Consider the following 22,058-nt stretch of genomic DNA (forward strand, 5'->3'; position numbering starts at 1 on the left):
ATCGAGAAGACTGGTGTTAGTCTCTTGATAAAACGTGACCGCCAAAGTCTCTTTCACAAAGAACCAGTTAAGGTTCCTCACGAGCTCCGCCGCCCACGTTTCTCTTTCTCTATATTCAACTGTCAAAGAACAGACGGTCAAACCGTCAAAACTTCCCGCCGAAACTCGCGTCCCGACCAATCAGCATCCGCCAATCAAGGAAACCTTAAAACGAAGGACATCGTCGCCAGCAGCGCCGCCGCCCTCGTTCAGTGATCGGGCTTATAGACCCCACCCCTCACATACGTCAACACTCAATCGCAAAAAATCGACAAGATCGAACAACACATTGAAAATACAAACGAATTGGAAGCGAGAGTTATCAACAGCCCGCTCCGCATCACCAGACCAGCAAAACCAAAACCAGAATCATTGGCCAATCGGTCAAAAAGCGTTGCCAAGAGCCAGGGAACCGCGGAAGGGATCTGGCCGGCAGCCGATTATGGCCGCAGCGCCAGACCACCTGGCACCACCGCCAACACTCGCTCGCGGCTGAAACACCCCCGGTTCTCCCGCACGATCTGCGTCAGAAACTCGCGCACCGCCCTCACCCGCGGCACGGCAATCAAGTCGCGGTGGCAGATCATCCAATAGGTCCGCTTCAACTCGATCTCGTCGGGCAGCACGATCTCAATGTCCTTTTCGTCGCGCGCCATAAAATGCGGCAGCACACAGAGGCCAAGCCCTTGGCGTACGGCCTTCAGCTGCGTGAGGATGCTGGAACTCTGAAAATGCGCCCTGAGGCCCGGCTGGATCTCGCCGAGATAATCGAGCCCGGGCGCGAAGATCATGTCTTCGATGTAACCCACGAAACGATGGGCAGCGAGATCGTTGCGGCTCCTGATCGGCGGATGACTGGCGAGATAGCTGCGGGAACCATAGACATGCAGCGTATAGGGTGTCAGCACCTCTGAATGGTAAGGGCCGGCCTTTGGCGCCGTCAGCGCCACCGACAGATCCGCCTCCTTGCGCGACAGCGACATGATCTGCTGGATCGCCACCAGCTCCAGCGAAATGTTGGGGTAGGTCGCGGCGAAGCTCGAAAGCCTGTCCGACAGGAAGAAGTTACCGAAACCTTCGAGTGTGCTCAGCCTGACGACGCCGCGCTGCGCCGTCAGGCCGTCGCTGATATCGAGCTGCAGCTGCTCGGTCTCGCGCTCGATGCGCTCGGCGGTCTCGACGAACCGCTGGCCGATCGCCGTCAGCACGTAGCCGCGCGGATTGCGCTCGAACAGCTTGACCTTGAGCGCAAATTCCAGCCGGTCGATCCGACGGGAAACCGTCGCGTGGCTGGTGCGCAACCGCCTTGCCGCGGTCGACAATTGCCCGGTGCGGGCGACCGCCAGAAAGAACTGCAGGTCGTCCCAGGTGAAGTTCGGATTCATCTCGCTGCCCCCATCTGTTCGAAAATGAACAGACCCTGTTTGCAATTTACGGGCAGCAGCGCTTGCGTCCAAGCGAATTTTTCCGGATTGTATCGTCGGAGCCGACATCTGAGGAGCATGTCTGGCCAAATTTGAACAGAACGGGACCGATGGTCCGGCAACGCCATGCGCTTGCCGGAGCCGAGCGGGATTTCGCATGGTTTGTGCCGGACTGATGACCCTTGGAGGAGGACACGATGACGAAGAAACTGCTTACCGCATTTGCCATGATGCTTGCCAGCAGCACCGCGGCGCTCGCCGATGCATCCGACGGCAAGGTCAAGATCGGCATCTTGAACGACCAGTCCGGCGTCTATGCCGATTTCGGCGGCAAATCCTCCTACGAGGCAGCGCTGATGGCGGTCGAGGATTTCGGCGGCAAGGTTCTGGGTGTGCCGGTGGAAGTGATTACCGCCGACCACCAGAACAAGGCCGACATCGCCTCCAACATCGCCCGGCAATGGTACGACACCGAGCAGGTCGACAGCATCATGGAGCTGACGAGTTCTTCGGTCGGCCTCGCCGTCCAGGCACTGTCGAAGGAAAAGAAGAAGATCACCATCAATACCGGCGCTGCCACCACAGAGCTTACCGGCAAGCAATGCTCGCCCTATGGTTTCCACTGGGCCTATGACACCCATGCGCTTGCGGTCGGCACCGGTGGCGCGCTGGTCAAGCAGGGCGGCGACAGCTGGTTCTTCCTGACCGCCGACTACGCCTTCGGTTACTCGCTCGAGGAAAACACCGGCAACTACGTCAAGGAAAACGGCGGCACCGTCGTCGGCTCGGTTCGCCATCCGCTGGCGACCACCGACTTCTCATCCTTCCTGTTGCAGGCGCAGTCTTCCGGCGCCAAGGTCATCGGCCTCGCCAATGCCGGCCTCGATACCTCCAACGCCATCAAGCAGGCCGCCGAATTCGGCATCGTCCAGGGCGGCCAGCGCCTGGCGGCCTTGCTCTTCACGCTCGCGGAAGTCCATGGCCTCGGCCTTGAAGCGGCACAGGGGTTGACGCTGACCGAAGGCTTCTACTGGAACCGCAACGAGGAAACGGCAAAATTCGGCAAGCGCTTCATGGAGCGCACCGGCAAGATGCCGAACATGGTCCATGCCGGCACCTATTCCGCCGTGCTTTCCTATCTGAAGGCGATCGAAAAGGCCGGCAGCGATGACGGCGATGCCGTTTCGAAGGAACTGCGTGCGCTGCCCGTCAACGACGTCTTTGCCGAAAACGGCAAGGTCGCCGAGAACGGCCGCATGATCCACGACATGTATCTCTTGGAAGTGAAAAAGCCGGACGAAAGCAAGGAGCCCTGGGACTATTTCAAAGTGCTCGCCACCATCCCCGGTTCCGACGCCTTCATCGATCCGGCCAAGAGCGGCTGCGACCTCGTGAAGTCGTGAGCGGTCGGATCGCGATGACCGCTGTCTTGCCAGAACAGAATGGAGCGCCGCGGGTGGTTTTGTCCGCCCGCGGTCTCCGTCGCGATTTCGGCGGTTTCACCGCCGTCAACAACGTCAACCTCGACGTCCACGATGCACGGGTCCACGCACTGATCGGTCCGAACGGCGCCGGCAAGACGACCGTCTTCAACCTTCTGACCAAGTTCCTGCAGCCGACCGACGGCACGATCACGCTGCTCGGCGAAGACATCACCCGCATGGCGCCGGACAAGGTGGCGCGCATGGGGCTGGTGCGCTCGTTCCAGATCTCGGCGGTGTTTCCGCATATGAGCGTGCTCGAAAATGTGCGGGTGGCGCTGCAGCGGCCGAACGGACTTGCCACCCAGTTCTGGAAGCCGATGTCGGCGCTCGACGGGCTGACGGCAAAGGCCGATCAGCTCATCCGCTCCGTTGGTCTCGATAAGGAAAGAAACGCGGTTGCCGCCGATCTTTCCTATGGCCGCAAGCGGGTGCTGGAGATCGCCACCACGCTGGCGCTCGACCCGAAGGTTCTCTTGCTCGACGAGCCGATGGCCGGCATGGGCCACGAGGATGTCGGCATGGTGGCCGAGATCATCCGCGAGGTGGCGCGCGAACGCGCCGTGCTGATGGTCGAGCACAATCTTTCCGTCGTCTCGACCCTTTGCCACCACGTCACCGTGCTGCAGCGGGGAGAAATCCTCGCCGAGGGCGACTATGCAGAAGTGTCGGCCGACCCGCGGGTGCGCACCGCCTACATGGGCACCGAGGAGGCTTGAGATGAAACCGCTGCTGAAAGTCTCCGGCCTCAACGCCTGGTACGGCGAAAGCCACATCCTGCACGGCGTCGACATGACGGTCGGCGAAGGCGAGATGGTCACCCTGCTCGGGCGCAACGGCGTCGGCAAGACCACCACCCTGCGCTCGATCATGGGAATCGTGCGCAATCGCAAGGGCGCGATCGATTTTTCTGGCGAGGACCTGATCAAGGTTCCGCTGCACCGGGTCGCCCATCGCGGCCTCGGCTTCATCCCCGAGGAGCGCGGCATCTTCTCGACGCTCTCGGTCTATGAAAACCTGCTGCTGCCGCCGGCCGTGGCCAAGGGCGGCATGACGGTCGACGAAATCTTCGAGCTTTTTCCCAATCTGCACGAGCGCCGCAACAGCCCGGGCACCAAGCTTTCCGGCGGCGAACAGCAGATGCTGGCGATTGCCCGGATCTTGAGAACCGGCGTGCGCATGATGCTGCTCGACGAACCGACCGAGGGACTCGCCCCGGTCATCGTCCAGCGCATCGGCGACGTGCTCAAGACATTGAAGGAGCGCGGCATGACCGTTCTTCTGGTCGAACAGAACTTCCGCTTCGCCAGCAAGGTTGCCGACCGTTTCTACCTGATGGATCATGGCCGCATGGTCGGCGAGTTTCCGGTCTCGGAGCTCTCCGATCGCATGGGCATGCTGCATGACGTGCTGGGGGTCTGAGCCATGACCATGATCTTTGGAATTCCACTGCAAGCCTTCCTCGGCCAACTGCTGATCGGCCTGATCAACGGCTCGTTCTATGCACTCCTGAGCCTCGGCCTTGCGATCATCTTCGGCCTCTTGCGCGTCATCAACTTCGCTCACGGCGCGCAATACATGCTCGGCGCCTTCTTCGCCTGGATGCTGCTTTCCTATTTCGGCATCGGCTACTGGCCGGCGCTGATCGTGGCACCGCTTGCCGTCGGGCTTGTCGGCGCCGTCATCGAGCGCACGATGCTGAGAAGGCTCTACACGCTCGATCCGCTTTATGGCCTGCTCTTCACCTTCGGCCTGGCGCTGACGATCGAAGGCACCTTTCGCTATCTCTATGGCGCTTCGGGCCAGCCCTATGCCACGCCGGCAGCCCTTGCCGGCGGCACCAATCTCGGCTTCATGTTCCTGCCCGTCTATCGCGGCTGGGTGATCGCCTTCTCGCTCGTCGTCTGCATCGGCACCTGGCTGGTGATCGAAAAGACCAAGCTCGGCTCCTATCTGCGGGCGGCGACAGAAAACCCTATTCTCGTCCAGTCCTTCGGCATCAACGTGCCGTTCCTGTTGACGCTCACCTACGCGCTGGGGGCTGCACTTGCCGCCCTTGCCGGGGTGCTTGCGGCGCCGATCTACCAGGTCTCGCCGTTGATGGGATCGAACATCATTATCGTCGTCTTCGCCGTGGTGGTGGTCGGCGGTATGGGCTCGATCATGGGAGCAATCATCACCGGCTATCTGCTTGGCGTTGCCGAGGGGTTGACCAAGGTGTTCTACCCCGAAGCCTCCAACATCGTGATCTTCGTGATCATGGCCATCGTTCTCCTGATACGGCCGGCAGGCCTCTTCGGCCGGGATGTTTGATATGACACTGACACTCGATATCGATAAGCCCAGGGAAAAGAAGCCGGTCGTCGCACAAACGATCTTCCTGGCGGCGGGTCTTGCGCTGCTGGTGCTCGCCCCTCTGTTCTTCTATCCCGTATTCCTGATGAAGCTGCTGTGCTTCGCGCTCTTTGCCTGCGCCTTCAACCTGCTGCTCGGTTACACCGGCCTCTTGTCCTTCGGACACGCGGCCTTCTTCGGCGGCGCCGCCTATTTCACCGCCCATGCGGTGAAGGAATGGGGGCTGCCGCCGGAACTCGGCATTCTCGTCGGTGTCGCAGGAGCCGCGTTTCTTGGCGCGATCATCGGTTTCCTCGCTATCCGCAGGCAGGGCATCTACTTCGCCATGATCACGCTGGCGCTGGCGCAGATGTTCTATTTCTTCTGCCTGCAGGCCGAGTTTACCAAGGGCGAGGACGGCATCCAGTCCGTGCCGCGCGGCCATCTCTTCGGCTTCATCGATCTCAGCCAGTCGGCGAACATGTATTACTTCGTGCTCGGAGTCTTCATCATCGGCGTGGCGATCATCTGGCGGATCATTCACTCGCCCTTCGGCATGATCCTGAAATCGATCAGGGAGAACGAGACGCGCGCCGTGTCGCTCGGCTACACCGTGCGCAACTACAAGCTTGCGGCCTTCGTCATGTCGGCGGCACTCACCGGCCTTGCCGGCGGCGTGAAGGCGCTGGTCTTCCAGTTCGCGACGCTGACCGACGTCAGCTGGCAGATGTCCGGTGAGGTCATCCTCATGACGCTGCTCGGCGGTATCGGCACGCTGATCGGACCGCTGTTCGGCGCCGGCCTGGTCGTGACCTTGCAGAACTATCTCGCGACCTCCGAATTCCCGGTCACCATCATTACCGGCCTGGTCTTCATGGTCTGCGTGCTGCTCTTCCGGCGCGGTATCGTCGGCGAGTTCTATAATTCGAGGCTCGGCCGCAAGCTCGGCTTTGAACATCGACACTGAGCATTTCCAGGAAAAGTGCGAAGCGGTTTTCCGTCAGGAAATGCGTAAAAACAGAGAGCTAGAGCGTTTCCGCGACGCCGTTTAACCGGAAACGCTCTCTAGACAGGTCGGAGACATTGGCTCACGGCCGGACCGGGCATCGACAAGAGAGTGATGAGCCCATGGACACGTTCGACTATATCGTCGTCGGAGCGGGTAGCGCCGGTTGCGTTCTGGCCAACCGCCTTTCCGAAAACCCGGATCGCCGCGTCCTGCTGCTCGAGGCCGGCGGCAGCGACAACTATCACTGGATCCACATTCCGGTCGGCTATCTCTATTGCATCAACAACCCCCGCACCGACTGGTGTTTCACCACAGCTGCAGAGGAAGGGTTGAACGGTCGTGCTCTCGGCTACCCGCGTGGCAAGGTGCTCGGCGGCTGCTCGTCGATCAACGGCATGATCTACATGCGTGGCCAGGCGCGCGACTACGATCACTGGCGCCAGCTCCGGTGCACCGGTTGGGGCTGGGATGACGTCCTTCCGCACTTCCGCAAATCGGAAGACCACTATCGCGGCGCCGACGAAATGCATGGCGCCGGCGGCGAGTGGCGGGTAGAGAAGGCGCGCGTTCGCTGGGCCGTGCTTGACGCTTTCCAGAAGGCAGCGACCGAGGCCGGCATCCCGGAAACGCCCGATTTCAACCGCGGCAATAATGAAGGCTCCGGCTATTTCGACGTCAACCAGCGTTCCGGCATCCGCTGGAACACGGCAAAGGCGTTTCTGCGGCCCGCACGCGGCCGGAGCAATCTCACCATTCTGACCAAGGCGCATGTCCGGCGGCTGGTGATCGAGGAAGGTCGCATCGCCGGCGTCGAATTCCAGCACGATGGTTTGGTCAAGCGTGTTCGTTGTCGCCGCGAAACCGTTCTTTCGGCGGGCGCCATCGGCTCGCCGCAGATCTTGGAGCTTTCCGGTGTTGGCCGGGGCAATGTCCTGAGGGATAATGGGATCGAGGTCCGGCACGAGTTGGCCGGCGTCGGCGAAAACCTGCAGGATCATCTGCAACTGCGCCTCGCCTACAAGGTGACCGGGGTGCCGACCCTGAACGAGAAGGCAAGCACGTTTCTCGGCAAGGCGGCGATCGGCCTCGAATATCTCGCCAGGCGCTCAGGCCCGATGGCCATGGCACCGAGCCAGCTCGGCATCTTCACCCGTTCCGGCCCCGAGAAGGAAACGCCGGACCTGCAATATCACGTCCAGCCGGTGACGCTCGAAAAGTTCGGCGAGCCGGTTCATCCCTTTCCGGCGATTACCGCCAGCGTCTGCAATCTTCGCCCCGAAAGCCGGGGGTCGGTGCATCTCAAAGGGCCCGATTTCGCCGCAGCACCCGACATTCGCCCGCGCTATCTGACGGCAGAGGCCGACCGCGATGTCGCGGTCCGTTCCATTCGCCTGACGCGTCGCATCGTCAGCCAGCCATCCTTCGCCCGTTTCAACCCGACCGAGTTCAAGCCGGGACCTTCCTATGAGAGCGACGAGGATCTGCGGCGTGCTGCCGGCGATATCGGCACGACGATCTTCCACCCGGTCGGCACCTGCCGGATGGGCGCGGATCCGGAAAGCGTCGTCGACCCGGAATTGCGGCTGCGTGGCCTGCAAGGCCTGCGGATTGCCGATGCCTCGATCATGCCGACAATCACCTCGGGCAACACCAATTCGCCGACGATCATGATCGCCGAAAAAGCGGCGACGATGATCCTGGAAGCCAACCGCTGAGGGCTTTTCCGGGCCGATTTCACCGTCGGGATTACGGTAAACCAGGCCAAAAGCGACTCGAAAACCTTAAATTCCGGGACCGGAACCTCTATATGAGCCCGTGAAGGCCTCATGGGCCCAAGCACAATACAAGGGGTTTGAATGGCAATGCAGCGTTTTGGACGAGCTCTGGCGATGATGGCGATCGGTCTCACTGTCGCGCTCACGGTTGTGGATGTCGCCGAGGCCCGGCGCTCGGGCGGCGGCTTCGGCAGCCGTGGCACGCGCACCTTTTCGCAGCCGCCAGCCACCCGCACCGCGCCGACAAACGCGGCACCGATCGACCGCACGATGACGCCGCCGCCAGGACGCCGGCCCAACGACGACCAATCCCGGGGCAGCTCAGACGCGCCCCGCCGGCGCCAACACGCCCAACGCACGGCCCGGCTTCTTCAGCGGCTTCGGTGGTTCGCTCCTCGGTGGCCTCATGGTCGGCGGCCTGATCGGCATGCTGATGGGCGGCGGCTTCGGCGGTGCTGCCGGCTTCCTCGGCCTGATCGTGCAGATGCTGTTGATCGGTGGCGTGATCATGCTCGCTATGCGCTTCTTCGGCCGCAACCGCCAGCCGGCCTATGCCGGTCCGTCCGAGCGTTCGTCGGCCCACTCGCCTTCGACTGGCGTACCGTCGTTCAAGATCCCGAGCATCGGCGGTGGCCAGGCAGGCGGCCAATCGAATGCACGCCCGACCGTCGTACCGACACCAGCCCCCGTCACCGACGGCCCGGCCGATGAAATCGGTGTCGGCCAGTCCGATCTCGAACAGTTCGAGAAGATGCTGAAGGACGTTCAAGCAGCCTATGCGGCAGAGGACTACGGCACCCTGCGTCGTTTGACGACGCCGGAAGCCATGTCCTACCTGGCCGAAGAACTCAGCGACAACGCCACCAGCGGCGTCAAGAACGACGTCACCGAAGTCCATCTCGTCCAGGGCGATGTCGCCGAGGCCTGGTCGGAAAACGGCACCGACTTCGCGACCGTCGCCATGCGCTACGAGAGCATCGACGTCATGCGCGACCGTACGACCGGCAAGGTGATCAGCGGCGATCCGGACAACCTGACCGAAGCCGTCGAGCTTTGGACCTTCGTACGCAAGCCCGAAGGCGAATGGCAGGTGTCGGCGATCCAGGGCGTCGGGCACGCCTGATAGCGCCAACAATCCAAAACCTTTGAGACCCGGCCGGCCCATCCGACCGGGTCTTTTTTTGCGCTTGCGACACCGCCCGACTCTAGCGCGCGACGGGGTGAAGCGCAGGCCCACCTGGTTCGTGCAAGGACGCAGACGAGTGATAACTCCGCATCAGCCCGCAACCGGCTCCTCATCGCCGAGAAGGCGCTCGATCAGCGTCCGCAACCAGCGATGCCCCAGATCGCCGTCGCGACGACGATGCCAGATCTGCTCGAAGTCGAACAGCGGAATGGCAAAGGGCGGCTCGAAGACGACCAGCCCGTGACCGTCCCCCTGTGGAAGGATGCGGCGCGCCACGGTCAGGACAAGATCCGTGCCGCGCACCAAGCCCGGTGCGACGCTCCAATGCGGAACCGCAAGACAGATGCGGCGCGTCTTGCCGGTCGCCGCGAGCGCAAGATCGATCTCGTTGCCGGCGTCGCCACGCAATGACACCAGCACATGCGGTCGGGCGAGATAGTCACCAAGATCGATGGCCAGCGATCCGCCAAGCTGTGACGCGTCGGCAAGGCAGGCAAAGCTTTCCCGAAAGAGCAACGATGATCGGATGCCTCCGCCGTGCGTCGGGAACACGCCCAGCGCCAGATCGATCTCGCCGTCCACCACCTGCGACGCCATGACCTCGCGGCTCGCCTGGCTGACGATCAGATCGATATATGGTGCCTCGGCCCGCAGGGTCGCCATCAGCTTCGGCAGCAGAACGGCAGCCCCGTAATCCGACATTGCCAATCGGAACACATGCCGCTCCGTTGCGGGATCAAAACCTGCGGGCGCAAGCAACGACCGCACGCGACCCATGGCCTCCACGAGCCGTGGCGCGAGCTCAAGCGCCCGTATGGTCGGCTCCAGCCGCCCGCCGTGGCGCACCAGCAGGGGATCATCGAAGAGTTCGCGCAAGCGCGCCAGCGCATGGCTGACCGCAGGCTGGCTCTTGTTCAGACGGACTGCCGCACGCGAGACATGGCGCTCAGTCAGCAACGCATCGAGCACGACCAGCAGGTTCAGATCGATTCCAGTCAGATTATTCATTCAACGAATATAGATCGTGCGAACTGCGAATTTCCATTCTTCATTTGGATGATGAACCATCGGGCGGTCAAACAGATCGGAATATTGTCATGCCAAATGCCGGATCACTCCTCCTCATCCTCGCCGCTGTCTTCGCCGGAGCCGTCGTGCCGTTCCAGCCCGGCGCCAACGCCATGCTTGGCCGGTTAATCGGTCATCCCCTCTGGGCGACGGTCGTTTCGCTCGGCGCCAGCCTCGCCCTCATCATTCCCATCATGATCGCCGTTCGCGTACCGATGCCAACGCTCGGTGAGACACTGAAGGGTCCCTGGTGGATCTGGATCGGCGGCCGTCATCTACATCACTGCCGCACTGCTGCTCGCCCCAAAACTCGGCGCCGCCAGTTTCATTGTCGCGGTGATCGCCGGACAGATGGCGGTCTCTGTCGTCATCGATCATTTCGGCCTGATGGGCTTTCCGGAAAAGCCGGTCAGCCTCGCCCGCCTCGTCGGCGTTGCGCTGATCATCGGCGGTATGGTCATCACGCAAATTGCAAGCACCATGCCCGCGCTGGCAAGCCAGGCCCGGTGAGCATGCACGCCTCCAACCACAATTCTTGTCGCTGACCCCGCAAGCATGTTAACACACGGTCATGTCGACCGAACCACACCTGATGGCGTGACGAGCCCCGCAAGGCGGGGCTTGCAGCAGCGAGCCCAAAGTCGCCCGTGTCTCACGGGCTGGTCTTCGTTGATTCGATTGATCTCCTTCTCCTAGATCGACGGCACGGCCCAACGACAGGTCGCCACGATGATCGGGAGCGCGAGGCAATCGACTGCCATTCGGGCTCGTTATGACATCGCCATCCCCCTGGAAATCGGCCGACTTCCGGCGCGTCGGGTTCGCTCTCGCCTTTTATTCCTTCTGCTCGTGGATGCTGGTCGCAGCACTGCCACTTCTCGTCGCCCAACGGTTCGGCACCGGCACAGACCTTGTCGGCAGCCTTGCGCTGCGGCTCGCACCGCGCATCCTGTTTGCCCCGGCTGCCGCCAGCCTGATCCGCCGCGCGGGCTCTCGGCTGCCCGTTGGTGCGGGGCTGATCGTCACTGCATTGTGCCTCTTCGCCCTTGCCGACGTCGAACACGCAGGCACGCTTCAGATGGTGGTTCTGACAATCGGCCTTGCAGACACGATTGTCGTTCCAGGCCTGCTGGCGTTGCGCGCCGCCGCCGTGCCTTCCGGCCGCAATATGGAAGCCAACACGACGTTTCAGACGATCGATCGTCTCGCCAAAATCTTTGGCCCGCCGACGGCAGGTCTCATGCTGACGGTTATATCCCCTGCCCTCACCTTCCTTGCGCTTGCAGCCGGCCACCTCGTGGCCGCGTTCGCCCTTTGCCGGGGCGTTGCAACACCGGAGCAGATGCGGGTCAAACGGGAGCCAGCCGCTCGATCCGGTCTTTTCCGAGAGGCCGCGGCGACCATGCGCGAGAACCCGGTTCTTTGGGTACTCGTCCTGCCTGCTCTCGGCTACATGATTTCTCTCGGCGCGCTGCAGCCCTTCCTGTTCTGGCTCAATCACGACCAGTTCGGGCTTGGCGCCGCCACGTGGACCGTGCTGCTTGCAGCGCAAGGGACGGGTGCCGTCATCGGCGCGCTGGTCTCAAACCGCCTGGCGCGAACGCTGATCGATACACACTCGCTGCTGATGGCCTATCTCGTCGCAAGCCTTCTCGAAGGCGTGACGACGCTTGCGCTGGTCTTCGCCCCGACCCATGCGTTGGCGACGGTGGTGCTGATCATCGGCGGCATACCGGAGATGGTGGCTTTTGCCGCCTATTTCACGCTGCTCCAGCAGCGGCTGAACCTTGAGCGCCAGGCCGTCTTCTATGCGCTGAGCCTGCCGTTGATGGATCTGTTCATGGTGGCGGGCGTCCTCGCCGGCACCTTGCACAGCGGCGGCTGGATGACGCTTCGGCAGTTCTGGTTCGTCGCCAGTGCCGGCGCTATCCTTCCCGTTCTTCCGTTTCTTGCCTTCAGACCTTGCCGAAGATCGTAAGGGCCTGAACCGAAAGCGACATGGCCCAGAAAAAGTATGGCCGGCGGCTGGCGCGATCGCCACCGTGCGGGTCATACTCTCCCGGGCTGAAATGAGGGCACGGGCATGCGAGACAAACTATTCATTGACGGAAAATGGGAGAAACCCCGCCGCGGCGGTATGCTCGACGTGATCGATCCGGCAACGGAGGAGGTCATCCACCGCGTGCCGGCCGCCACCTACGACGATATCGACCGCGCCGTCAAAGCTGCCCGCATCGCCTTCGACAGCGGCCCATGGCCGAAGCTTACCGGCACGGAGCGGGCCGTCTATCTCCGCGCGATTGCCGAGAAGATCGAGGAAAGACGCCATGCGCTGGCGCATCTCGAAGTCACCGATAACGGCAAGCCGCTGCCGGAAGCACTGTGGGATATCGACGATGCCGCCGGGTGCTTCCGCTACTATGCCGGGCTTGCCGAGGAACTCGACGCCAACCCGGAGGAAACGATCGCCGTCGGCGACACCAGGTTCAGAGCCCGTGCCATCCGCGAACCGCTCGGCATCGTCGGCGCGATCACGCCCTGGAACTATCCGTTGCTGATGGTTTCCTGGAAGGTGGCGCCGGCGCTTGCCGCCGGCTGCACCATGGTGCTGAAACCGTCCGAGCTGACGCCGCTGACGGCTCTGGAACTGGGCGCAATCGCCGAGGAGGTCGAGCTTCCGCCCGGCGTGCTCAACATCGTCACCGGCACCGGCCAGGATGCCGGCCAGCCGCTGACCGAGCACCCGCTGGTCGACAAACTCGCCTTTACCGGCTCGGTACCGACAGGGCGAAAGGTGATGATGGCCGGCGCCCAGGACATCAAGAACATCAGCCTCGAGCTTGGCGGCAAGTCGCCCTTCGTGGTCTTTGCCGACAGCGATATCGAAAAGGCCGTCGAATGGATCATGTTCGGCATCTTTTGGAACCAGGGGCAGGTCTGCTCGGCAACCTCGCGCGTGCTCATCGAGGAACCGATCTACGATACCGTCGTCAAAAGGCTCTGCGAAGAGGCGGGCAAGATCACCATCGGCAACGGCCTCGACGAGGGCACATTGCTCGGGCCAATCGTTTCCAAGGGACAATATGACAAGATCCTGACCGCGATCGACCGCGCCCGCCAGGACGGCGCCACCATCGCGGCGGGCGGCGGCAGGCCCGCCGGTTTCAACAGCGGTTACTTCATCGAGCCGACCGTTTTGACCGACATGAGCGAAGACAGCTATGTCTGGCGCGAGGAGATCTTCGGGCCTGTCGTCTGCGTCAAGCCGTTCGCGGACGAGGCCGATGCGGTGCGCATGGCCAACGACAGCCGCTTCGGCCTTGCCGCGGCGGTCATGTCCGAGGACAAGGAGCGCTGCGAACGCGTCGCCCGGGCGCTACGCGCTGGCATCATCTGGATCAACTGCTCGCAACCGACCTTCCCCGAGGCGCCCTGGGGCGGCTACAAGCAATCGGGTATCGGTCGCGAACTCGGTCGCTGGGGCCTTTCCAACTATCTGGAGACCAAGCAGATCACCAGCTTCGATACCGACGAGCCGTGGGGCTGGTACATCAAGGCGTAGAGCGCCCCGCAGCACGGCGTCGGCCGCCAAGGACAGCGTCAAATTCCCTTCATGCGGCTATGGAATAAGCCAGATGACGGCAGCATCATGCCGCGGGGCTGCCGCATTGCGCGATTTGCGCGCTGGAGGGATGCGATGAACAGATCAACTGGCGACTTCGAAGGACAGGATTGGCTCGAGGCGGAACTCGCCGATACGCTCGATGAAGACTATGAACTCGAGCTTTCCGAGCCGGCGCTTTCGGAAGAGATCCGCAAGATCTACCGCAAGAGCCACCCGCCGTCGCTGCCACGCATCGACTATTTCCGCGCTCTGATCGCGCTGCAGTCCGAGCTGATCAAGCTGCAGGACTGGGTCGTGCACCACAAGGAAAAGGTCGTGGTGATCTTCGAGGGGCGCGATTCCGCCGGCAAGGGCGGCGTGATCAAGCGCATCACCCAGCGGCTCAATCCGCGTGTCGTCAGGGTCGCGGCCTTGCCCGCCCCATCGGACCGCGAAAAGACCCAGTGGTATTTCCAGCGCTACGTGCCGCATCTACCGGCCGGCGGCGAGATCGTGCTGTTCGACCGCTCCTGGTACAATCGCTCCGGCGTCGAGCGCGTCATGGGCTTTGCCAGCGAAGACCAGGTCGAGCAGTTCTTCAACGACGTGCCGGAGTTCGAGCGCATGCTGGTGCGCTCCGGCATCCGGCTGGTCAAATACTGGTTCTCGATCACCGACGAGGAGCAGCAGATGCGCTTCCTGGTGCGCATCCACGACCCGCTGAAGCAGTGGAAGCTGTCACCGATGGATCTGCAATCGCGCGTGCGCTGGGAGGCCTATACCAAGGCCAAGGAAGAGACCTTCGCCAGAACGAACATCCCCGAGGCGCCGTGGCACATCGTCGAAGGCAACGACAAGAAGCGGGCGCGGCTGAACTGTATGGACCACCTGCTGCAGCAGATCCCCTATGAGGATGTGCCGCACGAGGAGATCACCCTGCCGGAGCGGGTGTTCAACCCGGACTACGAACGCAAGGTGCTGCCGCCTGAACTCTACGTGCCGTCAAAATACTAAGGCGACGTCAACGCGAAATGGCGCAGGCCTGGCTTTCCGGGCCTGCGCACTTGCAAACACCCCGTGGAAATCGGACAGTCCGTGAAACGACAGTTTCATGGAATTGGCAATGAGTCCCAAAGAGCGATCCTTCCTCACTCGCGTTCGTCAGGTCCTGCCGGAACTCCATCCGGCAGAGCGACGCCTTGGAGACTTTCTCTGCGACTTTCCCGGCGAGGTCGCCAGCTATTCCGCCCAGGAGCTGGCGGCACTGGCGCATGTGTCGAAGGCCACCGTATCGCGTTTCATCCAGCGGCTCGGCTATGAAAACTACGAAGAGGCGCGCCGCCATGCGCGCGCCGACAAGCAGACGGGATCACGGCTCTTCCTGGCGACAAGCGCCGATACGGCCGGCGAGCAATCCGTTACCGCCCATGTGGCCCAAGGGGTCGCCAATATCGAGGCGACCTTCCTTGCGATATCGGAAACACAGATCAACGCTGCGTCGGCAGCGCTGTTGAAGGCACGCAAGGTCTGGGTCATCGGCTTTCGTGCCAGCCACTCCTTCGCCACCTATCTGCAATGGCAGCTGACGCAGGTGATCGAGAACATCTCGGCCATTCCCGGAGGCGGCCAGACGCTGGGCGAACATCTCGTCAGCTTCACGCCCGACGACGTCGTCATCGTCTTCGGCCTGCGCCGCCGCATCGCCCTGATGGATGCGCTCATCAACCAGGTGGAAAAATCCGGTGCCCGCCTGCTTTATATCACCGACGAGGGCGTGCCCTTCCTCAGCCAGGCCGAGTGGCATTTCCGCTGCCAGACGCTGGCACCCGGGCCGCTCTTCAACCACGTCTCGGTCATGGCGCTCTGCCATCTGCTGACGACGCGTTGCATCGAAACGGCAGGCATCAGCGGCCGCAACCGTCTGCGCGGCATCGAAGCGTTAAACGACGCGCTCGAAGAGCTGTGATCGTTGTTTGGGCATCTGCCTGAAACAGCAGTGCATTATTCGATCACAAGAAACCACAGTTTCAAGTCGTAGATACCGACCAACGGCGCTCCATATCTTTGATTGAAAAGGAGAAACTGTAGTTTCTAACCTTCTGGCATGAAACCTGCATTCCTCAATGGCGTTGTTTCGAAGGTGAATTGTGCTGTCCGGCAAGAGCGCCCGTCAGGCGCGAAACGTCCGGCTCATCCGTTTCGGAGCAAGATTCTTGTATGAAACTGTGATTTCTTGATATAGCATCATGAAACTAAGTTTTCACGCCAGTTAAGCCATAAAGGGGAACAAACCATGGCAGCGGAAAATATGGTGCCGTCCGGCAAGTCTTCGCCGGTCATTCGACAATTGGAATCAGCCTTCACCAAGATCGGCGTCACCGGCGCCCACAAACAGATCATCGCCCTGGTTCTGATCGGCTGCCTGTTCGACAGTTTCGAGCAGAACACCATCGGCGTCGCCGGCCCGATCCTCAAGGAACATTGGGGCCTGACCGGCACGGATATCGGCTTCCTCAACACCATCACCTTCGGCAGCGCCGCTCTCGGCCGGTTGCTGTCGGGCATTCTCGGCGATCGCTACGGCCGCCGCGTGATGCTGACGATCAACCTTCTGCTCTTCACCATCGGCTCGGCCGCCTGCGCACTCGCGCCGAATTTCGCAGCGCTGTGCTTTGCCCGCGCCATTGTCGGCTTCGGCGTCGGCGGCGAAATCTCGACCGCGGTGACGATGCTGTCGGAATTCTGCTCGCCGAAATTCCGCGGGACGGCGGCCGGCCTCGTCAATGTTGGCGCCGGCGGCTTCGGCAACTTCCTTGCCCCCGCCTTCGGCCTGTTGATCTTCACGCTCTTTCCCGGTGAAAACAGCTGGCGCTGGCTTTTCGCCTCGCTGGCATTGCCCGCGCTGCTCGTGGTCTTCTATCGCCGGTTTGTGCCGGAGACACCGCGCTTCCTTGCTTCGCAGGGAAAGATCGACGAGGCCAACAAGGTGCTGTCGATTCTGGCCTCCGGATCACTGCGGCCCCGCAATCTGAAGGTTCAGGAATACCTGACCAAGGATCATCTCCAGGACGAAGCACCTGCCAAGAGCGACTGGAAGGAGCTTTTCCGGGCACCGTTCATCGGCAGAACCATTCCCGTCGCAATCGCCATCCTGATGAGCTACGGCGCCCAGCTATCGGTGCTCACATTGATGCCGATCATCTTCGTGTCGATGGGCTACACCCTGCAGGGCAGCCTGCTCTACAGCATGATCATCCAGAGCGGCAGCGTGCTCGGCGCCATCGCCGCCTCGATGTTCGGCTATTATTTCCCGCGCAAGAAAGTGCTGACGTTCGGTGCGGTCTTCGCGTGCCTGGCGGCCATTTCGATCGCCTATCTCGGAACCAACATCTACCTCGTCCTGATGTTTGGAGCGATCTTCCAGTTCTTCGTGCTTTTGCTCAACACCTCGATCTGGATCTACGCGCCGGAGCTCTTCCCGACACGCATTCGCGCCTTCGGCGTAGCACTTATCCTGGCGACAGGGTCGGCCGCGGGCTCCTTCGTGCCAACGATCTCCGGCATGCTGTTCGACACCTATGGCATGGTCGGGGTGTTCGGGCTGGCAGCCGGCATGTACGCAGTCTTCGCATTCTGCATCCAGCTCGGTCCCGAGACCTATGGCATGTCGATGGAAGATCTGGACCAGCCGGCGGACGCCGACCTCGCCAAGGCTGAGCCCAAACAGGTCAATGTCGGCATGGAAGTCAGAACGTGACCGCACATATCCTGTTGATCAACCCGAACAGCTCGCAGGCAACAAGCAGCATGATGCTCGCCATCGCTGAGCGGGCTGCAACCGGACGCACGGCCGTGGCAGTCGCCACGGCGTGCGGAACCCGCAGATGATCGTCACGCCGCAGCAGCTGACCGCTGCGGCCGGCGAGGTCATCGAGATCGGCGCGGCCCATGGCGCCGGTTGCCTCGGCATCATCGTCAGTGCCTTCGGCGATCCCGGCCTTGCTACCCTCAGGGACCGTGTCGACATCCCCGTCGTCGGCATCTGCGAGGCATCGATGATCGAAGCCGCGCTGAGCGGCCGCAAGTTCGGCGTCGCAACCACGACGCGACCTGATCGAGGCCATCGACGACCGCGCCCGCGACCTCGGCCTTGCCGGCCAATATACCGGCATCCGCTGTACGCCCGGCGATCCGCTCGCGCTTGCCGGCGACGAAAAGCTGCTGCGGGAAGCACTCGACGAGGCGGTGCGGCAATGCATCGAGCTTGATGGCGCCGAGGCCGTCATCATCGGCGGCGGCCCGCTCGGCCAGGCGGCCGAACAGTTGCAGCCGCATTTCACCACGCCGATCATCGCCCCCATCCCTTGTGCGGTGGAGCGCGTGCTCGATCTGATGCGGGTCAACGCCTGACCCGCATCAGATCGATATATCGACCGTCAGAACTGGAAAACCGCTTCGCGCTTTTCCTGGTAGTGCTCTAAGCAAACGCCTCGCCCCCCGCTCCTTGCCGGGCGATTGACCTTGTTGACGGCAAGGACTCTGTGATATTTTCGAACATTCTTACATGCAAAACCGAAGCTGGGGCGGAGGTGGCGCTATGAACTATGTTTGTGCTTCGGTCGCCGGGCTAGCGTTTTTCACCTCGGCGGCTTTTGCGGGTCCCTTGCATGACGCGGCAAGAGACGGCGACGTCAAGCGCGTCACCCTGTTGCTGGATCAGGGTACCGACATCACCGAGCCGGATACGGCCGGCGAGCCGGCATTGCTGGTCGCGTCCCTTGCCGGACGGCCGGATGTCGTCGCCCTGCTGCTCGATCGCGGCTGCGACATCGAGATCCGCAACAAGGGCGGGCTGACCGCCCTGCACGCCGCGGCCTATGGCGGCAATCTCGACACCGTCAAGCTGCTGCTCGCCAAGGGCGCCGACGTCAACGACACCAAGAACTTCTACAAGATGTCGCCGCTTCATGCCGCAGCCGAGGAGGGTCACGCCGATGTCGTGGCTGTGCTGCTTACCCAAAAGGCCGAGGTCGAGGCGAAGGAACGCAACGGCTACACGCCACTGACACAGGCCGGCTGGCGCTCGCACTGGGACGCCGCCGAGCTTCTGCTGAAAGCGGGCGCCACCTGCCAGAAGGCCGACCTCGTCGGCGACTGGCTTTATACCGAATGCACGAAGCGGAAGTGACGCCAGAGCGTGCGCCAGCCGCATCCGGAATCGGAGAAGAGGAATGTTTTACAATCGATACGCATGCGCCGTCGGCCTCGCTGCGACGGCGTTTCTGGCACTGTCCGGGCCGATAATGGCGGAAGACCTCGTCAACACCGGCTACTTCGGCGATGTCGCCATCAAGGGCTACGACCCGGTCGCCTATTTCACCGAGAGCAAGGCGCTCGAAGGCTCGCCGCAATTTTCCTACCGCTGGCTCGGAGCGAACTGGCAGTTTGCCAGCGCCGAGAACCGTGAGCTTTTCATCCGCGAACCCACCCGCTACGCCCCGCAATATGGCGGCTACTGCGCCGACGGTGTGTCGTTTGGCACGGTGACCACCAATATCGATCCGAAGGCCTGGCGCATCATCGAGGGCAAGCTGTTCCTGAGCTACGATCCGGGTGCGGCAGAAGGCTTCGAGAAGAACCCGAACAAGCTGGTCGATTCGAAGAAGCACTGGTCTGAAGTGGAGAACACGCTCATTTCGGAAAAGCTCGGCACGACCTGGCAGGCGGCGCGCTGACCGGATAGCGATCACTGCTCGATCGAGAAGAATTTTAGCGCCTGCGGCGTCACGTGGATGAAGTCTGCGCCGCGCTCGCCCTTGGCCGTGTTGCGATAGACATAGCCGCAGACCATGCGGTCGAGGAAATATCCGTCGAATTTCTCGCAGAGCTGGTTGCCCTTCACCTCGGCGCGCCCGGTGATGTTTGTGTTGGCGCTGCGATAGGCGGTGTTGCCGGCCTTATCGAAGAATTGCACGAAGCTCGTGCCATTCTTGTGCTGCCCGGCCCAGGTCTTGTCTTGGGTCAGCGTGCCAAGTTCCGCCGGCCCGAGCCTGTCCGCCGCCGCCCCGACGAAGCCGAAGGGCCACTCCGGAATGCCGGCAGTGCGCAGTCCGTAGAGGTGGCGATTGAGGTCCTCTTCGCGCCAGTAATCATAGAGGTAGCTGTAATAGGTGAGGTTGGTGTCGGGAAAGAGCTGAAGCAGCTTTGCGCCCTCTGCCACCGCGCGCGCCCGATCGCCGCGCTGGGCATAGGCCGAGGCCAGATACTCCCGTGCAGCCTCCGCATTCGGTAGGGCCTCGCCGGCTGCTTCGATCAGCGGGATCGCCCGGTCGGTGTCGCGTGCGGTGTAGTAGACGATGCCCGCCAGCAGCCGGAAACTCGGAGACGGTGACGGATCGAGCCTCAATGCCCGTTCCAGATCGGCGATTGCCTGTTCGTGTTCGCCGGTTTGCGCCAGGATCAGCGCCAGGTTGGCAAAGGCCTCTGGATCGCTCGGCTGCGCCGTGACCGCCCTGGCGGCAGATTCCCGCGCCTCCGTTTCGCGACCGTCGACGAGCTGCAGCAATGCCAGCACTGTGTGCGCGCGCGCATTGTTGGCGTCGAGCTTCAGGGCCTGGCCGGCAGCGTCATAAGCGATCTTGCGGGCAACGGCCGCCGACCAGAGATAATTGTAGTCATTGCGCCAGACGTCGACGGCGACCCGCGCGATCCCCGCATGGGCATCGGCGAAACGCGGATCGAGATCGATCGCCTTCTGATAGAAGGCCAGCGTCTGGCGATAGGTATCGACATCGCTATAGATGAGCCCCTGCTGCTCGGCCCGCATGTAGTAGTCGTAGGCTTCGAGATTGTCGGTCGGGATGCGCGCCAGCTGGTCGCGTTCGCCTTCGCTGAGTTTGACCTCCAGCGCCGCGATGATCTTGCCGATGACGTCGTCCTGGACCGCGAAGAGATCGGCATATTGCCGGTCATAGCGCTCCGCCCAGAGCGATAGACCGCTCATCGCATCGATCAGCTTGACGTTGATGCGCAGCCGCTGGTCGCCCGTTGCAACGTGCCCTCCAGAATGTAGTGAACGCCAAGCTCCGCTGCCACGTCCTGGATCTTCGAAGCGTTGTCCTTCATCGCGAACACCGAATGGCGAGCGATTACGAACAGGCCGGACACCTTCGAAAGCTCGGTGATCAGGTCGTCGGTCAACCCTTCGGCCAGATGGTCATGATCCCGGTCGCCGCTGACATTGATGAACGGCAGGACTGCGACGGATGGCTGGTCCGGCAGGGGATAGGCAAAGCGCTCGGTCGGCGTCTCCGGCAGGATGAGCGTCCACGGCTGCCACCAGGCGGCGACAAATGCGAGGAGCAACATGAGGGCGCCGGCAATGAGCATGCTCCTTCGCGCAAAATGCTGCTGCGTATCCTTGACGATGGTCTTGCCAGCGTCATCAGGGTCGAGAAGCACGTGATAGACGCGGATCGGTTCGGCCATCCCCCGGACCGTCTGCTCGCCGAGCGAGGCGTAGCCGACACTAAGCTTCAATCGAACCTGGTCGTAGGCCGTACCCGATATCGCGATGCCACCGGGCTCGGCCAGCCCCTGCACCCGATCGGCGGTGTTGACGCCATCGCCGTGAATGTCGTCGCCTTCAACGATGATGTCGCCGAGATTGATGCCGATGCGGAAATCGAGCCGCCGGTCAGTTGTGACCTTGTCGGCCTGTTCGGCCTTGCGCTGTTGGATCTCCACCGCGCAGCGGAGTGCATCGACGACGCTGCGGAATTCCACCAGCAGCCCGTCACCCATGGTCTTGACCAGCCGGCCGTGATGTTCGGCAAACTGCGGCTCCAGAATGTCATGCAGGTCGCTCTGGAAATTGGCGCGCGTTCCCTCCTCGTCGAGCCGGCTCAGGCGACTGTATCCGGCGACGTCGGCGATCAGGACGGCTGCGAGGCGGCGCTCCATCGACGGTCTCTTCACGTGCGATTCCAGCGACGATGTTACCGCAGGTCGTCAGGCGCCGCCATCGCGTCGGCAGCGAACGGCACCAGCACCGTAGTAACTGTTACGTACTTGCGGTTTTCCGCCCATCGCGCACCATCGAAGCATTGCTGGCCCCGCACGGCTTTGCGCATGCCGTC

Annotated in this window: 17 protein-coding genes and 4 pseudogenes; 17 read left to right on the forward strand and 4 right to left on the reverse strand. The window is 62.2% G+C overall.

Annotation, left to right across the window (positions count from 1 at the left end; translation table 11 throughout):
• Nucleotides 1-255 (forward strand): hypothetical protein (locus BKP54_RS36265; protein WP_210190573.1); only part of this gene is annotated, 255 nt, incomplete at its 5' end.
• Nucleotides 256-479: 224 nt separating this feature from the next.
• Here BKP54_RS36265 and BKP54_RS15580 read toward each other — a convergent pair.
• Entirely contained in the window at nucleotides 480-1,424 is a 945-nt protein-coding gene (locus BKP54_RS15580; protein ID WP_025424977.1) for a LysR family transcriptional regulator, read from the reverse strand.
• Nucleotides 1,425-1,660: 236 nt separating this feature from the next.
• On the opposite strand from BKP54_RS15580, the gene BKP54_RS15585 reads away from it, so the two are divergent.
• The 7 genes and pseudogenes from BKP54_RS15585 (at nucleotide 1,661) to BKP54_RS15615 (ending at nucleotide 9,185) form a co-directional block, all read left to right on the forward strand.
• The gene (locus BKP54_RS15585) at nucleotides 1,661-2,866 is read left to right on the forward strand and encodes an ABC transporter substrate-binding protein (protein ID WP_025424978.1); all 1,206 of its coding nucleotides are present in this window, start codon (nucleotides 1,661-1,663) and stop codon (nucleotides 2,864-2,866) included.
• A gap of 14 nt (nucleotides 2,867-2,880) precedes the next feature.
• Nucleotides 2,881-3,663 (forward strand): ABC transporter ATP-binding protein, encoded by a 783-nt coding sequence (locus BKP54_RS15590; protein WP_057210885.1) that lies wholly within the window; start codon nucleotides 2,881-2,883, stop codon nucleotides 3,661-3,663.
• A gap of 1 nt (nucleotide 3,664) precedes the next feature.
• A complete protein-coding gene (locus BKP54_RS15595) occupies nucleotides 3,665-4,366 on the forward strand; it encodes an ABC transporter ATP-binding protein (protein WP_025424980.1) in 702 nt (233 codons plus the stop codon).
• Nucleotides 4,367-4,369: 3 nt separating this feature from the next.
• Nucleotides 4,370-5,257, forward strand: coding sequence for a branched-chain amino acid ABC transporter permease (locus BKP54_RS15600; protein ID WP_025424981.1), 888 nt, complete (start codon nucleotides 4,370-4,372; stop codon nucleotides 5,255-5,257).
• The gene (locus tag BKP54_RS15605; RefSeq protein ID WP_084814565.1) at nucleotides 5,250-6,245 is read left to right on the forward strand and encodes a branched-chain amino acid ABC transporter permease; all 996 of its coding nucleotides are present in this window, start codon (nucleotides 5,250-5,252) and stop codon (nucleotides 6,243-6,245) included. The genes BKP54_RS15600 and BKP54_RS15605 overlap by 8 nt, the downstream gene beginning before the upstream one ends.
• A 161-nt stretch (nucleotides 6,246-6,406) precedes the next feature.
• Nucleotides 6,407-8,002, forward strand: a complete 1,596-nt coding sequence (locus BKP54_RS15610; RefSeq protein WP_025424983.1) for a GMC family oxidoreductase N-terminal domain-containing protein — start codon at nucleotides 6,407-6,409, stop codon at nucleotides 8,000-8,002.
• 147 nt (nucleotides 8,003-8,149) lie between these two features.
• Nucleotides 8,150-9,185: pseudogene (locus BKP54_RS15615) on the forward strand (Tim44 domain-containing protein).
• Nucleotides 9,186-9,338: 153 nt separating this feature from the next.
• Here BKP54_RS15615 and BKP54_RS15620 read toward each other — a convergent pair.
• Nucleotides 9,339-10,256, reverse strand: a complete 918-nt coding sequence (locus tag BKP54_RS15620; RefSeq protein ID WP_025424985.1) for a LysR family transcriptional regulator — start codon at nucleotides 10,254-10,256, stop codon at nucleotides 9,339-9,341.
• A gap of 89 nt (nucleotides 10,257-10,345) precedes the next feature.
• Between BKP54_RS15620 and BKP54_RS15625 the strand changes: the two are divergent.
• From BKP54_RS15625 to BKP54_RS15665, 9 genes and pseudogenes are all read left to right on the forward strand, one after another.
• Nucleotides 10,346-10,826 (forward strand): annotated as a pseudogene (locus BKP54_RS15625) (DMT family transporter).
• Between the two features lie 262 nt (nucleotides 10,827-11,088).
• Nucleotides 11,089-12,294: an MFS transporter gene (locus tag BKP54_RS15630; RefSeq protein ID WP_057226431.1), complete on the forward strand. Its 1,206-nt coding sequence runs from the start codon at nucleotides 11,089-11,091 to the stop codon at nucleotides 12,292-12,294.
• Between the two features lie 105 nt (nucleotides 12,295-12,399).
• The gene (locus tag BKP54_RS15635; protein ID WP_025424987.1) at nucleotides 12,400-13,878 is read left to right on the forward strand and encodes an aldehyde dehydrogenase family protein; all 1,479 of its coding nucleotides are present in this window, start codon (nucleotides 12,400-12,402) and stop codon (nucleotides 13,876-13,878) included.
• 135 nt (nucleotides 13,879-14,013) lie between these two features.
• Nucleotides 14,014-14,934, forward strand: coding sequence for a polyphosphate kinase 2 (ppk2, locus tag BKP54_RS15640; protein WP_025424988.1), 921 nt, complete (start codon nucleotides 14,014-14,016; stop codon nucleotides 14,932-14,934).
• Nucleotides 14,935-15,043: 109 nt separating this feature from the next.
• Complete coding sequence (locus BKP54_RS15645) at nucleotides 15,044-15,886, forward strand: MurR/RpiR family transcriptional regulator (protein ID WP_025424989.1); 843 nt, start codon at nucleotides 15,044-15,046, stop codon at nucleotides 15,884-15,886.
• A 327-nt stretch (nucleotides 15,887-16,213) separates the two neighbouring features.
• Complete coding sequence (locus tag BKP54_RS15650) at nucleotides 16,214-17,677, forward strand: MFS transporter (protein WP_057210807.1); 1,464 nt, start codon at nucleotides 16,214-16,216, stop codon at nucleotides 17,675-17,677.
• Nucleotides 17,674-18,330: pseudogene (locus tag BKP54_RS15655) on the forward strand (aspartate/glutamate racemase family protein). Before BKP54_RS15650 ends, BKP54_RS15655 begins: the two are co-directional and overlap by 4 nt.
• A 187-nt stretch (nucleotides 18,331-18,517) precedes the next feature.
• Nucleotides 18,518-19,108, forward strand: coding sequence for an ankyrin repeat domain-containing protein (locus BKP54_RS15660; protein ID WP_025424990.1), 591 nt, complete (start codon nucleotides 18,518-18,520; stop codon nucleotides 19,106-19,108).
• Between the two features lie 115 nt (nucleotides 19,109-19,223).
• On the forward strand, nucleotides 19,224-19,655 hold the full coding sequence (locus tag BKP54_RS15665; protein WP_107027573.1) for a YHS domain-containing (seleno)protein: 432 nt from the start codon (nucleotides 19,224-19,226) through the stop codon (nucleotides 19,653-19,655).
• An 11-nt stretch (nucleotides 19,656-19,666) separates the two neighbouring features.
• Here BKP54_RS15665 and BKP54_RS15670 read toward each other — a convergent pair.
• Together BKP54_RS15670 and BKP54_RS37110 are read right to left on the reverse strand one after the other, a co-directional pair.
• Nucleotides 19,667-21,882: pseudogene (locus BKP54_RS15670) on the reverse strand (adenylate/guanylate cyclase domain-containing protein).
• A 35-nt stretch (nucleotides 21,883-21,917) separates the two neighbouring features.
• Nucleotides 21,918-22,052, reverse strand: a complete 135-nt coding sequence (locus BKP54_RS37110; protein ID WP_255569867.1) for a hypothetical protein — start codon at nucleotides 22,050-22,052, stop codon at nucleotides 21,918-21,920.
• Between the last annotated feature and the right edge of the window lie 6 nt (nucleotides 22,053-22,058).

The organism is Ensifer sp. 1H6, assembly GCF_001976035.1.
Lineage (GTDB): Bacteria > Pseudomonadota > Alphaproteobacteria > Rhizobiales > Rhizobiaceae > Ensifer > Ensifer canadensis.